Below are 13,899 nucleotides of genomic sequence, written 5' to 3'. Positions count from 1 at the left end.
TTGTGACAACCCGCACACTCCGCTTGCGATCTTCTGGTGTGTTGCCTCTGGCGAACATCGAGGCCGCCCGGGCAGGATCGGGGCCATGGACCTCCTCGACATCCTCACCGACAAGGGCCTTCGCCGGGAACTGCCCACCCGCGAGGAGGCGCTGGCCGTACTGGCCACCACCGACGACCAATTGCTGGACGTGGTCGCCGCCGCGGGCCGGGTCCGCCGCCAGTGGTTCGGCCGCCGGGTGAAGCTCAACTACCTGGTGAACCTGAAGAGCGGGCTGTGCCCGGAGGACTGCTCGTACTGTTCGCAGCGCCTCGGTTCGAAGGCGGAGATCCTCAAGTACACCTGGCTGAAGCCGGACCAGGCCGCCGAGGCCGCCGCCGCGGGTGTCGCGGGCGGCGCCAAGCGGGTCTGCCTGGTGGCGAGCGGGCGCGGCCCGACGGACCGGGACATCGACCGGGTCGCGGACACCATCGCGGCGATCAAGGACGCGGACGAGAGCGTCGAGGTGTGCGCCTGCCTCGGCCTGCTCTCGGACAACCAGGCGGAGCGCCTGAAGGCGGCCGGCGCGGACGCCTATAACCACAACCTGAACACCTCCGAGTCCACCTACGGCGAGATCACCACCACCCACACCTACGCGGACCGGGTGGACACCGTGACCAAGGCGCACGGCGCGGGCCTGTCGGCCTGCTCGGGCCTGATCGCGGGCATGGGCGAGAGCGACGCCGACCTGGTCGACGTGGTGTTCGCGCTGCGCGAGCTGGACCCGGACTCGGTGCCGGTCAACTTCCTGATCCCGTTCGAGGGCACCCCGCTGGCGGAGGAGTGGAACCTCACCCCGCAGCGCTGCCTGCGCATCCTGGCGATGGTCCGGTTCGTCTGCCCCGACATCGAGGTGCGGATCGCCGGCGGCCGCGAGGTGCACCTGCGCTCGATGCAGCCGCTGGGCCTGCACATCGCCAACTCGATCTTCCTGGGCGACTACCTGACCAGCGAGGGCCAGGCCGGGCAGGCCGACCTCGACATGATCAAGGACGCGGGCTTCGAGGTCGAGGGGGCCGACCAGACCACGCTCCCCCGCCACCGCGCCCACGCGGGCGGCGGCTGCGGCTCCGCGGCGGCCTCGCCCTGCGGCGGCCACCAGGACACCTCCGACGCGTCCGGCGAGGGCGCCGCGTGCGGCACCGGCGGCTGCGGCCCGTACGGCGGCCACGCCGAGGCCCCGGCGGCCGACGCGGCGGCGGAGCCGGTGACGGTCCCGGCGACGGTTCCGGCAGCGGGGGCGGACGACGAGGCGCGCACCGACCTGGTGCGGGTGCGCCGTCGCGGCGCGGGCACCGAACTGGCCCCGAACGCCTGATGGAACCGATGGACACCGCCCACCCGGCCGGACGCCCGACCGACCTCCTGCTCGACCTGGACCGGGCGCACGTCTGGCACCCGTACGGTCCGATGCCGGGCACGGTGCGGCCGCTGCTGGTGGAGTCGGCCGCGGGCGTGCGCCTGCGGCTGGCCGAACCGGTCGGCGGGCACCGGGAGTTGATCGACGGCATGTCCTCCTGGTGGGCGGCGGTCCACGGCTACCGGCACCCCGAGCTGGACGCCGCCGTGCGCGGGCAGCTCGACTCGATGAGCCACGTCATGTTCGGCGGCCTGACGCACCGTCCGGCCGTCGAACTGGCGGCCCGGCTGGTCGAGTTGACGCCCGGGCCGCTGCAGCACGTGTTCCTCGCCGACTCCGGTTCGGTGGCGGTCGAGGTCGCCCTCAAGATGTGCCTGCAGTACTGGCAGTCGGTCGGGCGGCCGGAGAAGCACCGGGTGCTGACCTGGCGCGGCGGCTACCACGGCGACACCTTCCACCCCATGTCGGTGTGCGACCCCGAGGGCGGGATGCACCACCTGTGGGGCGGGGTGCTGCCGCGCCAGCTGTTCGCCGCCGAGCCGCCCGCCGGGTACGACGCGCCCGCCGCCCCGGAGTACGTCGCGCAGCTGGCCGACCTGATCGAGCGGCACGCGGGCGAACTGGCCGCCGTGATCGTCGAACCGGTGGTGCAGGGCGCCGGCGGAATGCGCTTTCACACCCCCGATTATCTGACCGCGCTGCGCGAGTTGTGCGACCGGCACGACGTCCTGCTGGTCTTCGACGAGATCGCCACCGGCTTCGGCCGCACCGGCGAACTCTTCGCCGCCGACCACGCGGGCGTCTCCCCCGACGTGATGTGCCTCGGCAAGGCGCTCACCGGCGGGTACCTCACCATGGCCGCGACGCTGTGCACCACCCGGATCGCCGAGGGCATCTCGCGCGGCGAGGTCCCGGTGCTGGCGCACGGCCCGACCTTCATGGGCAACCCGCTGGCCGCCGCCGTCGCCAACGCCTCGATCGACCTGCTGCTGCGGCAGGACTGGCGCACCGAGGTCAAGCGGATCGAGTCGGCGCTGCACAGCGCGCTCGCCCCCTGCGTCGGCCGGCCCGGCGTCGCGGACGTCCGGGTGCTCGGCGCGATCGGCGTCGTGCAGCTGGACGCGCCGGTCGACATGGCCGCCGCGACCGCCGCCGCGACCGAACAGGGCGTCTGGCTGCGGCCGTTCCGCGACCTGATCTACACCATGCCGCCCTACATCAGCACCGACGAGGAGGTGGCCGCGATCGGCCGGGCCGTCACCGCGGCGGCCGACGCCTCCACCGCGGCGGCCCGCCGCTGAGCCGGCCCCGTCCTGCCCTCGCCCGTCACCACCGTCCAGCATCCCGGGGAAGCACCATGACCGTCCTGTTCGTCACCGGCACCGGCACCGAGGTCGGCAAGACCGTCACCACCGCGGCCCTCGCCGCGCTGTGCATCGCGCCGGTGGCGGTGCTGAAGCCCGGCCAGACCGGGCTGCGGGCGGACGAGCCCGGGGACGTCGCCGAGGTGGCGCGGCTGGCGGGGCCGCTGGTGCGGCCGGTCGAACTGGTCCGCTACCCGGAGCCGCTGGCCCCCGACACGGCCGCCCGCCGGGCCGGACTGCCGACCCTCGCGCCCGAGGACGTCGCCAAGGCCGCCGCCGACCTCGCCGCCGAGCACCCCACCGTGCTGGTCGAGGGCGCCGGCGGGCTGCTGGTGCGCTACGACGAGCAGGGCCGGACCCTCGCCGACATGGCCGCCGCCTGCCAGGACCTCGGCCTGCCCGTCGCCTTCCTGCTGGTCGCCACAGCCGGGCTCGGCACCCTCAACGCGACCGCGCTGACCGCCGAGGCGCTGCGCCACCGCGGCCTCCCGCTGCGCGGCGTGGTGATCGGCAGCTGGCCCGAGGCCCCCGACCTCGCCACCCGCTGCAACCTCACCGACCTCCCCACCGCCGCGGACGCCCCCCTGCTCGGCGCCCTCCCCGCCGGCGCGGCCACCCTCCCCCCGCCCGCCTTCCGCACCCTGGCCGCGGCCTCCCTCGCCCCCTGCCTCGGCGGCACCTGGGACGCGACTGCCTTCACCGCCGAACACCGCCCGCCCACCCTCTGACCCCCACCCTCCGGCACTCCCCCCTCCGACCCCCGCCGTCAGGGCAGTCGGCGCACCGCCGCCGCGATCTCGTGCACCCGGTCGCGCGTGATGCCGGTGCGCTGCTCGACGGCGAGCGGGTGGTCGGTGGGCTCCAGTTCGACGTAGGGGCGCTCGCCGACCGGGCGGGTGTGCACCCGTGTCCTGAGGTTCACGGTGTCGGGCGAGTAGATCGGCAGTTCGGTGGAGAGCCAGCCGAAGTACGGCGGTTCGCCCTCCCGGCCCGGGGTCTCCCAGCGTTCGAGCGCCCGGCCGAAGTTGTCCCGGCTGAGGGAGACCCACACGCCCCAGGAGAAGACCTCCGCGCTGCCGAGCACCGGGATCTCGATCAGCCCCTTCACGAAGAAGTGCTGGCCCTTGATGATGCACTGGTCGCTGGAGAGCATGCTGCCCGCGTCCCCCTCGAAGGCCGGGCCCCACACGTAGGGGGCCGCCGCCGAGTAGTGCATGGGGACTTCTGCGTGGTGCCCGCCGCAGCAGGAGCAGGTGAAACCGTGATCGTCCAACATGCCGGGATCCTAGCCCCCGGCCACGACGGAACCCCGGCGGCAATTCACCATTATACCGTCGAATTGACGGGCAGTCACGCCCGTCGGGGCGATGGAAAAGCGGGCGGCAATTCGCTATTTTGGCGGCCATGACCACACCTGCCGAATTAATCGTCGAATCCGGCGAGTTGCGCCTGTGGAGCGAACGGACCGGCGCCCCGACCGACCCGGCGGTGCTGCTGGTGATGGGCACCGCCGCACCGGGCGTCGGCTGGCCGGACGAACTCGTGGACGCACTGGTCGCCGGTGGCCGCCAGGTCATCCGCTACGACCACCGGGACACCGGTCGGTCGAGCCGGGTGGACTTCGCCGCCCGCCCCTACGCCCTGGCGGACATGGCGGCCGACGCGGCGGCGGTGCTGGACGGCCACGGGGTGGCCGCCGCGCACGTCGTCGGCGCGTCCCTGGGCGGCGCGGTCGGCCAGTGGCTGGCCGTGCACCGCCCCGCCCGGGTACGGACCCTGACCGCGCTGATGACCGGGCCGATGGGCCACAGCCCGGGCCCGGCGTGGGCGCGCGCCCTGGCCGGCCGGGCCCCCGACCCGGGCGACCTGCCGCCGCCCTCGGCACGCTTCCTGGCCCATCTCGCCCACCGCGCCGCCCTCCCGCAGGGAACACCCGACGAGCGCCTCGCGGCGCACCTGGAGACCTGGCGCGTCCTCAACGGCGAGGTCCTCCCGTTCGACGAACCGGCCGCCCGCCGCTTCGTGCGGGCGTCCTTCGACCCGAATGGCGACCCCGGCGCGGGCCACCACCACGATCTGGCCGCCCGCCGGATGACCGAGGACCGCCTGGCCCCGCTGTCCTCGATCGTGGCGCCGACCCTGGTCCTCCACGGCACCGAGGACCCCCTGCGTCCCCTCCCGCACGGCCGCGCCCTGGCCGGGGAAATCCCGCACGCCCGATTCCGGCCGATCCCGGGAATGGGGCATTCGCTGTTCTCGCCCGGACTCCCCCGGCAGCTCGGCGAAATCATCCGCGAACACATCGCGTAGGGAAGGACCGGGGAGCGGAAAGCGCTTTCCGGCTTCCCGGGAGCATCCGGACTGGGTACGCTGGCGGGCCGCACCCGCCAGGGGTGCCGGGGAAGTCGGGAGAGACCGTGGGTGACGACCGTGCCGCCGTCCTGTTCGTCACCGATCTGGCGTACCCGGCGCGCGGGCGCCGGTACGGGGACGAGGACGTCTTCCTGACCTCGCGGCTGCGGGAGGAGTTCGACATGGCGCTGTGCCACCCGTGCGACGCGGCCGCGCTGATGGGCGGCTTCGACGCGGTGGTGGTCCGCAACAGCGGGCCGGTGCTGCACTACCGGGAGCAGTACGAGGAGTTCCGGCGGCAGGCGCTGGCGGGCGACGTCCGGGTCTACAACCCGCTGACGGGGCGCGGCGACATGGCCGGCAAGGGGTACCTGACGGAGCTGACGGCGGCCGGGTTCCCGGTGATCCCGACGGTCGACCGGCCGGCGGACGCGGACCGGCTGCCCGTCGTCGACCGGTACGTGGTGAAGCCGCGGGAGGGCGCGGACTCGATCGGGCTGTCGGTGGTGGGGCGCCCGGAGCTGGCGGGGCTGTCCTGGGCGGGCCTGCTGGTGCAGCCGCTGGTCGACTTCCGGTACGAGGTGTCGTTCTACTTCGTCGACGACGCGTTCCAGTACGCGCTGTACGCGCCGGACCCGGAGCGCCGCTGGGAGTTGACGCCGTACCCGGCCACGGCGGAGGACCTGGCGTTCGCCCGGCGGTTCATCGGGTGGAACACCCTCGACCGGGGCATCCAGCGGGTGGACGCCTGCCGGACGGCGGCGGGCGAACTGCTGCTGGTCGAGCTGGAGGACCTGAACCCGTACCTGTCGCTGGACGCCGTGCCGGCCGAGCGGCGGGACGCGTTCGTCGCGGCGACGGTCGCGTCCCTGCACGGGTTCCTCCGCGAGCCGGGGCCGACTCCGGGATCGACTCCGGGACCGATGCCGGGGCCGGCTCCGGCGTCCGCCACGGGCCGGGAGTGACGTTCCGTCAGCCGGCGCGGCACCAGAGCAGCGTGCCGGGGCCGTCGGGCGTGTGCACCGGCACCCACGCCTGGTCGGCCTGGTCGAGCCGGTCCTCGTCCAGGCGCAGCGGGTGCGGGCGTTCGCGGGTGCCGTCGCCGGCCCAGTAGCGGACGTCGCCGACCAGGGCGGCCAGTCGGGCGCGCTCCTGGTCCGTCCAGGGGTGGCCGTGCGTCCCGGTGCCCCGGAAGTCCTGTTCGAACAGGTCGCGCAGGGCGCGGAACGCCCGGTCCCCGAACAGTGGCACCAGGAACCCCTCGACCTCGCCCCGGCGTTCGGCCCCCGCACCGTACTGCTGCCGGTAGACGACCCCGGTCGGGGCCTCGACCGCCGCGTACAACCGGCTGCTGCCCTCGCCCCCGCCGTCGGCGCCGCCGGGGTTCAGGTGGACGAATCGTGGTGTGGTCATGCCCCCAGTCTCCCGGCCCGCCCCCACCGGCTCAACGACCGCGCCCCCGCGCCCCGTCCGCGCGCCCCGCGCTCCGGGGGGGCCGGGGCATTTCGGGGAACGCACGCCGCCGGGCGATCCGGCGCGCTACTTTGCTCGTGCGAAGGTCGGCCGTGATTCCGGCGGTGGTTCCGGCCGCGGTTCCGGTCCCGGCCGCGGTCACGACTGCGGTCACGACTGCGGGCCTCCGGCCGATGGGGGGAGCGTTGGTGACGGGGTGGGGCGGAGCGGGCGGGCACGCGACCGCGCGGACCGTCACGACGGGTGGCCCGCCGCCGTGAGCCTCCTCGGCCGACTGCGCCGCCTGTTCTCCCCCGGCCCGACCGTCCCCGCCGCCGCGTCCGCCGACTCCGGGCCCGCCGAGCCGCCCGGTCCGCCCGATGCGCCGTCCGCCCCGGCCCCGACCCTGGCCGTCGACCCGGCCGGTCGCCGGATCGAGGTGCGGGCCGACGGGACGGCCGTCGGCCACGACATGCTGGGGAACGCCGTCGGCGCGCACAGTTCGGTGACCCATTCGGTGACCAATCAGTTCTTCGGGGTCCAGGCCCCGGTGCCGTCCTCCCGGCGGTCGGCGGAGCGCCGGAGCGTGGCGGGCCCGGTGGGGGTGCGCGAGCTCCGCAGCGCGCTCGGGCGGTGGCGGCCGGGAACCGCCCTGCCGGAGCCGCTGTCCCGGGCCGACCTGGCACGGTGGCGGAAGGAACTGGACCTGGACCTGGGCGGGGCCGGCGGCCCGGCGGACGGCATGCGGTACGCGGTGGAGGCCCTGGAGGAGTGCGTGTCCGCCGCCGACCTGCTCTCCGAGGTGTTCCACCGGGAGCTGACCAGCGAGTTGCTGCACCGGGCCGCGCGGCTGGCGGGCCTGACCGGGCTCGAGTGGGGCCGCGACCCGTTGCAGGACCTGCTGGAGAACGCCGCGTTCGAGGCGCAGCCGCTCACTCCGGCGCCCCCAGCGGTCCTGCTCCCCCGGGTGACCGCCGCCGTGGCGCACTGCGCGGGGTCCGAGGCGGTGGACGACCGGTTGCGGGAGTGGGCGGCGGTGCGCAGCCAGGACGTCCAACTGAACGACGCCCTGAAGGAGTTCGGCCGTCCGGAGCCGGACCTCCGGCTGGTCGTCAGCCTCGCCGACGTCCGGGCCGGTTCGCCGGGCCACGCCGAGTACTGGCTGGTGCGCGGCGACCGGGCGACCGCCGGGGAGCCGCTGCCCGTCACGCACGACCTGCCGAGCGTCGTGGCGGCCGTCGGCGCGGCCCTGCACTGGGCCCGGGACCGGCTGCTGGACGGCGACGCGGCCCTGGGCGGCGAGGCGACCCTGGACCGGATCGACATCGCCGCGCCCGCCAGTCTGCTCGCCCATCTGATGGACCGGCCCTGGCCGTTGGAGGAGAGCAGTGCCGGCGTGTTCCGGCTCGGGGCCCACCACTCCCTGATGATGCGGTGGAGCGGTCGGCTCGGCCCGGACCCGTCGGTGCCGCACGCCACCGACCCGGCCGAGCTGAACGACGCCGCCCGCAAGTCCCTCCGGGAGATGGGGAACCGGTCGAGCCGGTCACCTGGCTCGACCGGGACGCCCTGCGGCCCGAGGCCGAGCAGCGGGTGCGCTCCCGGCTGAGCAGCGGCCGGTTCGGCGCCGCCGCGGGGTTCGGCGCGTCCGCCGACCGGCACCGGGCGCTGCCCCTGCTGCTGCCGTACGTCCCGATCGTGGTCTGGCCCCGGTACCCGGACGTGCCCGCCGACGAGGAGTTCCGGCAGCGGGTGCGCGACCTGTGGCACCGTCAGCCGCACGACTTCGCGGACGCCTACCGGCGGCACGACACCGACCACGGCCCCGCGACGCCGTGCCTGTGCGACCTGCACGCGGTCTCCCACGACGAGACCTGGTTGAGCTTCTGCCGAGTGATCACCACCCGCGCGGTGGCCGCGCCGAAGGAGACGAGATGAGCTGGCAGCCCTACTACCGGGGCGACGGCGTCGCCCGCGACGTCCGGCTCGCGCCGCCCCCGCCGTGGCGGACCTTCCCGCGCGCCGGGCAGCCGCTGCGCTACCAGCCGCCGCCCGGTCTGGCCGACGCCGTCAACGCGGCGCTCCACCTGCGCCGTCCGCTGCTGGTGACCGGCCCGGCCGGTTCGGGGAAGTCCGGGGTGGTCGACCAGGTCGCCCAGGAGCTCGGCCTCGGCGAGGTGCTGCGCTGGCACATCACCTCGCGCAGCACCCGGGCGGACGCGCTCTACCGGTACGACGCGCTCGGCCGCATCCACGCCCAGAACCTCCGCAACGCGCGGAGCGGGGACGGCACCGGGGACGGCGCCGGGTCGGACGACATCGCGCCGTTCCTCCAACTCGGGCCGCTGGGAACGGCGTTGCTGCCCGCCGAAGCCGGCCGGCCGCGGGCCGTGCTGATCGACGAGATCGACAAGAGCGACCTCGACCTCCCCGGCGACCTGCTGGAACTGCTGGAGAGCGGCACGTTCGAGATCCCCGAGCTGGTCCGCTACCGGGAGGACGCGGTCCGGGTCCGCCGCTGGGACGGCGCGGGCACCCACGAGATCGTCCGGGGCCGGGTCACCTGCACCGAGTTCCCGTTCATCGTGCTGACCAGCAACGGCGAGCGCGACTTCCCGCCCGCCTTCCTGCGGCGCTGCATCCGCTTCGAGATGCCCCGTCCGACCCGGGCGGCCCTGGCGGCCGTGGTCGCCGCCCACCTGGAGCGGCCGGTCGGGCCCGCCGAGGCCGAGCTGGTCCGGCACTTCGACGAGCGGCTCGCCCGCGGCGAGTACCTGGCCGTCGACCAACTCCTCAACGCCGTCGCGCTGCTGACGGCGAGCGACGGCCCGGTGGACCGGCAGGCGGAGGAGCTGCGCACCCTGCTGCTGCGGGAACTGGACCGTGACTGACACGCTCGCCCGGCTGCTCGCCGCGGCCCACGCGCTGGACGGCGACGCCTTCGACGCAGAGCTGCTCGCCGACGCGGCCTGGCTGGCCGCCGCCCGGGCCGGGGCGAGCGGCGGGCCGGACGGGACCGTCCCCGGCCGGGACCGCACCCCGCCGGTCCCCCGGCGGCCGGCCGACCGGCCCGACCCGCCGCCGGACCCCGGTCACGGGCCGGCGGCTCCGGAACGGACCGCCCCGGTGTCCGCGAGCCGGCCGGGCGGCGGCACGCCCGTGCGCGGGGTCCCGCTGTCCCTGCGGCGCCCCGGCGCGCTGCCCGACGCGCCGGCCCTGGGGCGGGCCCTGCGGTCGTTCCGCCGTCCCTGGCGGGGCGGCCCGCGGGTCGTCCTCGACGTGGAGGCGACCGCGGACGGCTACGCTCGCGGCGGCAGCCTGCTCCCGGTCCTCGTCCCCGCGCCGGAACGCTGGTTCGACGTCGTCCTGGTCGTCGACACGGCCCTGACCATGGCGCCGTGGGCCGGGCTGGCGCGCTCCGTCGGACGGCTGCTGGAGGACCTCGGCGCCTTCCGCAGCGTCCGCACCTGGCACCTCGGCTGGGACGGCGACGAGCCCCGCCTGCGCGACCACCGCGACCGCCCCGTCCCCGGCCGGCGCGCGCCGCAGCACAGCGGCAACCCCGTGGGCCGCCGGCTGTTCCTCGTCATCACCGACTGCGCGGCCCCCGGGTGGCGGTGCCCCGAGCCCTGGCTGCTGCTCCGGCACTGGGCGCGCTCCTGCCAGACCGCCCTGCTCAACCCCCTGCCGCGCCGCCTGTGGCACCGCTCGGCCCTCGACCAGCCCGCCGGTCGCAGCGTCTCCCCCGCCCCCGCCGCCCCCGGCCGGACCCCGCAGGACCGGCGGCGCCCGGACTCCGGCGCGCCGTTCGCGCTGCCGGTGCTGACCTGCACCGCCCCGGCGCTCCGGTCCTGGGCCCGCGCCGTGATGCGCGCCGATCCGGCCGGCTGCGCGGCCGTCCTCGTCCCCGCCGAGGGCCGCGCCGTCCGGACCGCCGGGCCCGCCGCCGGACCCGCCGACCTCGCCGACGCCTTCCTCGCCTCCGCCCCGCCGGGGGCCGTCCGGCTCGCCCTGCTCGCCGCCGTCCTGGACGGCTTCACCGTGCCGGTCCTCGAGGTGCTCCGCGCGCACCTGCCCGGGTCCGGCCCGTCCGATCTCGCGGAAGTCCTGTGCAGCGGCCTGCTCACCGTGGCCCGCCCCGCGAGCGGCGAGGCCGTGCTCCGCTACGAGCCCGCTGCCCGCGCGCGCCTGGCCGAGGGCCTGACCCGCCGTCACGCCCGCCTGGTGCACGAGGCGATGAGCGCCCACCTCGCGGCCCACCCCCACGGGCCGCACGGCATCGGCGCGGTGGTCGCCGACCCGGAGGCCGACCAGGACGTTCCCGCCGACCTGACACCGTTCGCGGAGGCCGGCGCCGCGACGCTCGCCCTGCTCGGCATCGGCGCGGGCCGGGCGTCGGCGCCGCCGCCGTCCCCTCCTTCGGCACCGCCGCCGCCCTCGGTACCGTCGCCGTCGCCGTCGCGGACGACCGGCTCGGCTCCCGGCCCCGGCCCGGGCCCGCGTCGGCTGCCCCGCGGCGTTCCCGACGCACCGCGGGCGCCGCTCCGGCCCGTCCGCCGACCGGAGGCGAGCGCCTCGGACCTGGTGATCGACCGGAGCACGCCCCTCTCGATCGTGGTCGGCGCGCAGGCGGCCGCCCCGATCCCCCAGTCGCCCCACCCCGTCGCCTTCGCCGCAGCCGACCAGGTCTCGGTCAACCTGCACGGGGCCGCCCCCGCCGTTCCGCAGGACCCGCACGACCCGGCGTCCCCGCCCCGGCACAACCTGCCGCCGGTGGGCCGGTGCCACGGCCGGGAGGACGAACTCGCGCTGATCCACGGGCTGCTGAACGACCGTGCCTCCGATCCCCGGAGGACCGTGGTCCTGCAGGGCATCGGCGGTGCCGGGAAGAGCACCCTCGCGGCCACCTACGCCCACCGTCACCTGGACGGATACCGCCTGGTCTGGTGGGTCGGCGCCGACTCGGCCGCCCGGATCGAGCAGTCCCTGGCCGACCTGGCCCGGAGCCTGGACCCGGCCCTGGCGCAGCACCTGTCGGGGGCCGAGCTGGCCGAGCGGGCGACCGACTGGCTGGCGTCCCACGGCGACTGGCTGCTGGTCCTCGACGACGTCGACGCCCCGGAGGACCTGCTCCCCCACCTCGCGGCCCTCCGCTCCGGGCACGTCCTGGCCACCAGCCGCAGGCAGGACGGTTGGCCCTACCGGGCCGAAACCCTCCGGCTCGGCTCCTTCACCCCCGACGACTCGACCGCGCTCCTGTGGTCACTGGCCTTCGGCGACGCCCCGCCGAGGGACGCGGACCTCGACCGGGTCCGGCTGCTGGCCGAGGACCTCGGGCACCTGCCGCTCGCCGTCGTCCACGCGGGCGCCTTCCTCCGGCAGAACCCGGACGTGACGGTCGAGGACTACCGGGCGCGGCTGGCCACCGTGCTGAACACCGCCCCCGAGGGCTTCGACAGCGAGCAGACCATCAGCCGGATCTGGACCCGGACGCTGCGGGTGCTGACCGAGCAGGACGCGAGCACCGTGGCGCTGCTGCACACCTTGGCCTGGCTCGCGCCCGAGCGCGTCCCGCTCACCCTGCTGGAGGCGCCCGACGGTTCCGGCCACCCCGACGGCCCCGACGAACGGCTCCGGGCCGCCCTCTCCCTGCTGGCCTCGTACAGCCTGGTCACGCTCTCCACCCAGCACGTCGGCGTCCACCGCCTGCTGCAGACCGTCCTGCGCAACACGGCCCCGGCCGCCCCCGACGGCACCCCCGCGGGGCGGCGCACCGCGGAACGGCTGCTGACCGCCGCCCTGCTCGCCCCTGCCGACGACTCCGCCGACCCGTCGTCCCGCTGGGAGGCCCTGCTGCCGCACGTGATGGCCCTCGCCGCCGGCAGCCCGCCGGGGCACGACGACGCGGACGCCGTCCCGCTGTACCGGGCGGCCGCCCGGCACCTGTCCGCCCAGGGGCACGCGGCACGGGCCGTCCCCCTGCTGGAGCTGGTGCTCGGCACCCTCGAACGGGCCCCGTCCGCCGCCCGTCTCGACACGGTCGACGCGCGGAGCGAGCTCGCCGCGTCCTACTGGGAGGCCGGGCGCGCCGCCGAGGCCGCCGACCTGCTGGAGCAGGTCCTCGCCGACCGGCAACGCCTCCTCGGCCCCGACCACCCCGACACCCTGACCAGCCGTCACAACCTCGCCGTCTCCTACCAGCAGGTCGGCCGCCTCTCCGAAGCCATCGACCTGCTGGAGCAGGTCCTCGCCGACCGCGAACGCGTCCTCGGCCCCGACCACCCCGGTGCCCTGACCAGCCGTCACAACCTCGCCGTCTCCTACCAGCAGGTCGGCCGCCTCTCCGAAGCCGTCGAACTGCTGGAGCAGGTCCTCGCCGACCGGCAACGCCTCCTCGGCCCCGACCACCCCGACACCCTGACCAGCCGTCACAACCTCGCCGTCTCCTACCAGCAGGTCGGCCGCCTCTCCGAAGCCGTCGACCTGCTGGAGCAGGTCCTCGCCGACCGCGAACGCGTCCTCGGCCCCGACCACCCCGGTGCCCTGACCACCCGCAGCAACCTCGCCACCGTCCACAGCGACCTCGGCGACCTCACCCAGGCGACCACCTTGCTGCGAACCGTCCTCACCGACAGCCAACGCCTTCTCGGCCCCGACCACCCCGACACCCTGACCAGCCGAAACAACCTCGCCTTCGTACTCCACAGAAACGGGGACCTCCCGCAGGCCACCGCGCTGTTCGAGGGAGTCGTCGCCGACAGCGACCGCGTCCTCGGGCCGAACCACCCCGACACCCTGGCCACCCGCAGCAACCTCGCCGCCGCCTACCGCGACCTCGGCGACCTCACCCGGGCCACCGCACTGTTCGAGGGCGTCCTCGCCGACCGTGAACGCGTCCTCGGGCCGAACCACCCCGACACCCTGGCCACCCGCAGCAACCTCGCCACCGTCTACCGCGACCTCGGCGACCTCACCCGGGCCACCGCACTGTTCGAGGGCGTCCTCGCCGACCGTGAACGCGTCCTCGGACCCGAGCACCCCGACACGCTGCGCTCCTCCTTCGCCCTCGCCCTGGCCCTCCTGGAAGCGGGCGACTCGGCGCGCGGCCTCGCCCTGCTGGAGGACGTCCACCGGCGTCGGCGGGTGCTCCTGGGCGAGGACCACCCCCAGACCCGTGCCGCCCTGGACGCCCTCGCCGCCGCCCGCGGGAGCGCCTCCGGCTCCTGACGGCCCGCCCCGACGACGCCGTCCGAACGGGGCCGCGGCGGGGGCCGCGGCGGGGGCCTCGGCGGGGGCCTCGGCGGGGTCGATTGTCAGTGCGAGCAGGGA

11 protein-coding genes are annotated in these 13,899 nt (G+C 75.9%); 9 read left to right on the top strand and 2 right to left on the bottom strand.

The window, feature by feature from the left end:
- The first annotated feature begins 85 nt into the window (after positions 1-85).
- The 3 genes from bioB to bioD are packed head-to-tail and all read left to right on the top strand — an operon-like array spanning position 86 to position 3,494.
- The gene (gene bioB / locus ACIQBJ_RS14120; protein ID WP_400708582.1) at positions 86-1,360 is read left to right on the top strand and encodes a biotin synthase BioB; all 1,275 of its coding nucleotides are present in this window, start codon (positions 86-88) and stop codon (positions 1,358-1,360) included.
- Positions 1,361-1,368: 8 nt separating this feature from the next.
- On the top strand, positions 1,369-2,703 hold the full coding sequence (locus ACIQBJ_RS14115) for an adenosylmethionine--8-amino-7-oxononanoate transaminase (protein ID WP_400708580.1): 1,335 nt from the start codon (positions 1,369-1,371) through the stop codon (positions 2,701-2,703).
- A 56-nt stretch (positions 2,704-2,759) separates the two neighbouring features.
- Complete coding sequence (bioD, locus tag ACIQBJ_RS14110; protein WP_400708578.1) at positions 2,760-3,494, top strand: dethiobiotin synthase; 735 nt, start codon at positions 2,760-2,762, stop codon at positions 3,492-3,494.
- A gap of 38 nt (positions 3,495-3,532) precedes the next feature.
- Here bioD and ACIQBJ_RS14105 read toward each other — a convergent pair whose 3' ends face one another.
- The gene (locus ACIQBJ_RS14105; RefSeq protein ID WP_400709752.1) at positions 3,533-3,982 is read right to left on the bottom strand and encodes a DUF2199 domain-containing protein; all 450 of its coding nucleotides are present in this window, start codon (positions 3,980-3,982) and stop codon (positions 3,533-3,535) included.
- Positions 3,983-4,170: 188 nt separating this feature from the next.
- Here ACIQBJ_RS14105 and ACIQBJ_RS14100 point away from each other — a divergent pair, with 188 nt between their 5' ends.
- Together ACIQBJ_RS14100 and ACIQBJ_RS14095 are read left to right on the top strand one after the other, a co-directional pair.
- The gene (locus ACIQBJ_RS14100; protein WP_400708576.1) at positions 4,171-5,076 is read left to right on the top strand and encodes an alpha/beta fold hydrolase; all 906 of its coding nucleotides are present in this window, start codon (positions 4,171-4,173) and stop codon (positions 5,074-5,076) included.
- 107 nt (positions 5,077-5,183) lie between these two features.
- Positions 5,184-6,083 (top strand): hypothetical protein, encoded by a 900-nt coding sequence (locus ACIQBJ_RS14095; RefSeq protein ID WP_400708574.1) that lies wholly within the window; start codon positions 5,184-5,186, stop codon positions 6,081-6,083.
- 7 nt (positions 6,084-6,090) lie between these two features.
- Here the strand turns inward: ACIQBJ_RS14095 and ACIQBJ_RS14090 are convergent, their stop codons facing one another.
- A complete protein-coding gene (locus ACIQBJ_RS14090) occupies positions 6,091-6,531 on the bottom strand; it encodes a DUF6210 family protein (protein ID WP_400708572.1) in 441 nt (146 codons plus the stop codon).
- 316 nt (positions 6,532-6,847) lie between these two features.
- Here ACIQBJ_RS14090 and ACIQBJ_RS14085 point away from each other — a divergent pair, with 316 nt between their 5' ends.
- Genes ACIQBJ_RS14085 through fxsT form a run of 4 tightly spaced genes read left to right on the top strand, consistent with a single transcriptional unit; the run spans position 6,848 to position 13,797 of the window.
- On the top strand, positions 6,848-8,179 hold the full coding sequence (locus ACIQBJ_RS14085; RefSeq protein ID WP_400708570.1) for a hypothetical protein: 1,332 nt from the start codon (positions 6,848-6,850) through the stop codon (positions 8,177-8,179).
- Entirely contained in the window at positions 8,164-8,508 is a 345-nt protein-coding gene (locus tag ACIQBJ_RS14080; protein ID WP_400708568.1) for a hypothetical protein, read from the top strand. Before ACIQBJ_RS14085 ends, ACIQBJ_RS14080 begins: the two co-directional genes overlap by 16 nt.
- Positions 8,505-9,461 (top strand): AAA family ATPase, encoded by a 957-nt coding sequence (locus ACIQBJ_RS14075; protein WP_400708566.1) that lies wholly within the window; start codon positions 8,505-8,507, stop codon positions 9,459-9,461. Before ACIQBJ_RS14080 ends, ACIQBJ_RS14075 begins: the two co-directional genes overlap by 4 nt.
- Positions 9,454-13,797: an FxSxx-COOH system tetratricopeptide repeat protein gene (fxsT, locus tag ACIQBJ_RS14070; RefSeq protein ID WP_400708564.1), complete on the top strand. Its 4,344-nt coding sequence runs from the start codon at positions 9,454-9,456 to the stop codon at positions 13,795-13,797. Before ACIQBJ_RS14075 ends, fxsT begins: the two co-directional genes overlap by 8 nt.
- Positions 13,798-13,899 lie beyond the last annotated feature (102 nt).

The sequence above is a fragment of the Kitasatospora sp. NPDC088391 genome (assembly GCF_044753345.1).
Taxonomy (GTDB): domain Bacteria; phylum Actinomycetota; class Actinomycetes; order Streptomycetales; family Streptomycetaceae; genus Kitasatospora.
Note: the sequence above shows the minus strand (reverse complement) of the source record. Positions and strands in the feature narration are given on the sequence as shown.